The sequence below is a fragment of the Elstera litoralis genome (assembly GCF_000963705.1).
In the GTDB taxonomy this organism is placed as follows: Bacteria; Pseudomonadota; Alphaproteobacteria; order Elsterales; family Elsteraceae; genus Elstera; species Elstera litoralis.
Window position 1 is genome coordinate 1 of the sequence record NZ_LAJY01000860.1, and the last position, 2,887, is coordinate 2,887.

2 protein-coding genes and 1 tRNA gene are annotated in these 2,887 nt (G+C 42.7%); all 3 read left to right on the forward strand.

The features are described from left to right. Nucleotides 1-56 precede the first annotated feature (56 nt). Nucleotides 57-148 (forward strand) — tRNA-Ser (locus tag VZ95_RS20300). A gap of 1,067 nt (nt 149-1,215) precedes the next feature. After that, complete coding sequence (locus tag VZ95_RS23525) at nt 1,216-1,968, forward strand: DUF5131 family protein (RefSeq protein ID WP_084627963.1); 753 nt, start codon at nt 1,216-1,218, stop codon at nt 1,966-1,968. A gap of 245 nt (nt 1,969-2,213) precedes the next feature. Then, nucleotides 2,214-2,887 (forward strand): AAA family ATPase (locus VZ95_RS20310; protein WP_045777474.1); only part of this gene is annotated, 674 nt, incomplete at its 3' end.

Consider the following 2,887-nt stretch of genomic DNA (forward strand, 5'->3'; position numbering starts at 1 on the left):
ACTCCCTTGCATACGTCGTGTCAATATCAGCTTGACCAACAACGGTGTTCTCCGGCGGGAGGGTGGCCGAGTGGCTGAAGGCGACGGTTTGCTAAACCGTTGTACGGGTTAAACCGTACCGTGAGTTCGAATCTCATCCCTTCCGCCAACTTCTTCTTTTTCAATGAAATCAATAAGATAGACCCCAGGGAAACCCTGGGGTTTTTTCATATCCGGGGCAATTGGGGGCATCAAAGGGCAACCGAGCGCATACGATTTACCCAAGATTTACCCAAGAGGTTGATTGATAATCCCTAAAGATTTTCTCGGATAAGGCTTTTTTAAGCATCGAATGGGGTTTTTGGGTAAATCTTGGGTAATGGTTAATTTTCAGCCATGCGTTAGGCACATAGAGCGGTTTCATTAGACGCATATAGGCCTAAACGTCAAAAGTATCGATCTGTTTGAGGGTTTCAGATTTTCGCCGCAAAACTCGGTTCGAGGCGCTTTCTTCAAAATTTTCAGCGTAATGCGTCGAATAAGACCCATCTTTCCGCCAGAGTAGTTTTGCCTAATTTTTGTGCGCTTCTGTGTCAAGAAAAAACAGGTGCAACCGAATCCAATACAGTGCTATTCATTTTTCACGGCAAGATCAGCCGGAACGAACCGAAAGGTAAATGACAAAGGGAGACAATAGTTATGGACATAAGTAGCTTTATCCGAAGACGGGACGTTCAAAAACACTTTCCAATGTTATCGCCATACGTCCTAAAGCATTGGGCCGATGCTGGGAAAGGTCCGAATTACGTCCTAATAGGCCGTAATTCTTACTATAATCCGAAAGATATTGAGAGCTATATATCGCAAAAAGCTATTTCGCCCGACCTCGAATCGCGACGAAAAAAGAAAGGTTGTTAACGAAATTTTGGGGGCTTCCCCAGCGCGCAGAAAAGCGGGAAGACCGAGGAAAAAACCAACGAACACTTAATTTCTGAAAGGATAATAAAATGGCTCCGAAAAAACCGTTCGATCGGACAAAAGACAGTCTTTATTTTGCGGCAGATAGGCTCCGCGAACAAAAAAAAGAATCAGTTTGATAAAGAAAATGCGCGCAATCAAGCCAAAATTAGTGAAAAGCAATTCGGCAAAAGCTGGAACGATAAAATGCGCGAAATGTATCCGCATCTTTATTCCGAAAATAACCAATAACCCATTTTTACAGAAAGGATTATTTAAATGTCTCACGAATCTATAATTCAATGGACTGATGGAACTGCTAGTTTTTTTACAGGGTGCAGCATCAAAAGCAGTGCCTGCGCTAATTGCTATGCCCCTCCTATTTCGGCTCGATTAGCGTCATTCGGGCAAGAATCATATGAGGGGGTAACATCAAAAAATGAGAAGGGTGTTCTTTACTTCAACGGCAAGATAAAGCCGAACTTAAAAGCTGCTGAGAACGTCATAAAAGTAAAGAAGCCTAAGAAGATTTTCGTTAACTCTATGTCAGATATCTGGCACGAGAATGCGCCAATTTCGTATCAAAAAAAAGCACTAGAGTTAATGAATCAATACGATCATCACACATACCTAATACTTTCAAAGCGAACTGAAAATATTGAGCGAATTTTGGAAGAAACAGGTATGCCTCTTCCGAAAAATACTTGGATCGGCGCAACGGTAGAAGGTGACGTGATCGACGTTGAGACTAAACTTAATGTAAAGTATCGGATCGATCACATCCGTAATGTAGATGAAGCTCTTGTTCGGTTTCTATCAGTCGAACCAATGGTAGGGCCGCTGCATTTTGATGATAGCGATCTGGTTAATGTTAACTGGATTATAATCGGCGGTGAATCAGGTCATAATGCTCGACCATTTCATTTGGAATGGTGCCGAAATTTGATCGAAAATATCGATGATATTGCTCAACGGCTGAATCAGAAGATAGCGATATTTGTGAAACAGCCGGGTCGGGACAATTTTTTTTAACGGCGTAAAGGTTTACGTCGAAAAATGGGACAAGCAATCGGAAGCCCCAGATTCCTGGCCGCGATGGATGCAGCGGCGGGAAATGCCGATCACATTGCCGACCGCTGATCTTAATCTTCTGAATGCAAAAGGCGGCAGCGGTAAAAGCATTTCCGATCTTAATGTAGCTATCTAAATAAAACCCCACTTTCCAATCAACTTCATTACCCCCTGGTTTTAATAAGCCGGGGGGAAAGGAGATAGTCATGAGTAATTCAAATGAGAAGCCAAAAACACTGAGAGAATTAGCGATTGAATTGCGGGAGCAGCAAGCCCAAAACTGGGAAAAGAATATACCGGCGATGACAGTTCGTCGTGATTTACCCACTATTCCTACGCCGCTCGATTTCGTGATCGATAATTTTGAATCAGCACAATTAGCAATCATCACTGCCCCAGGCGGCACCGGCAAAGGCTTTCTGGAGATTCAGCTTTCAATTGCTGTTGCGGCAAGAGCAATTAAAGATGAAAAAACCGGAAAACTACATTGCCCTTTCAAAATTTGGCAAAAAACTAAAGAAGAGGGCGAGAAGGTTCTTTTTTTAACTGTGGAAGACTCGAAGATCGTTATTGAGAATCGCCTCATTGCGATGCGAAATCACTTCAACGCTAATAATATAACAGGCTTTAAAGAAGCGATTGAGAATATCGACATAATCGCAATGGGTGGCGGCAGAGCACCAAAACTAGCCGTTCGTCAGGGCAATCAGCAGGATTTGCCATCGGCAGGCCCACTGCTGAAAATACTACGAGATTTAATTACCAAGAATAAATACCGTCTCATAATTCTTGACCCTCTCGGTAAACTTCACGAATTGAACGAGAATAGTAATGAGGATATGACGCGACTGTTAGAGATGATAGAAGATGAAGTTATTAA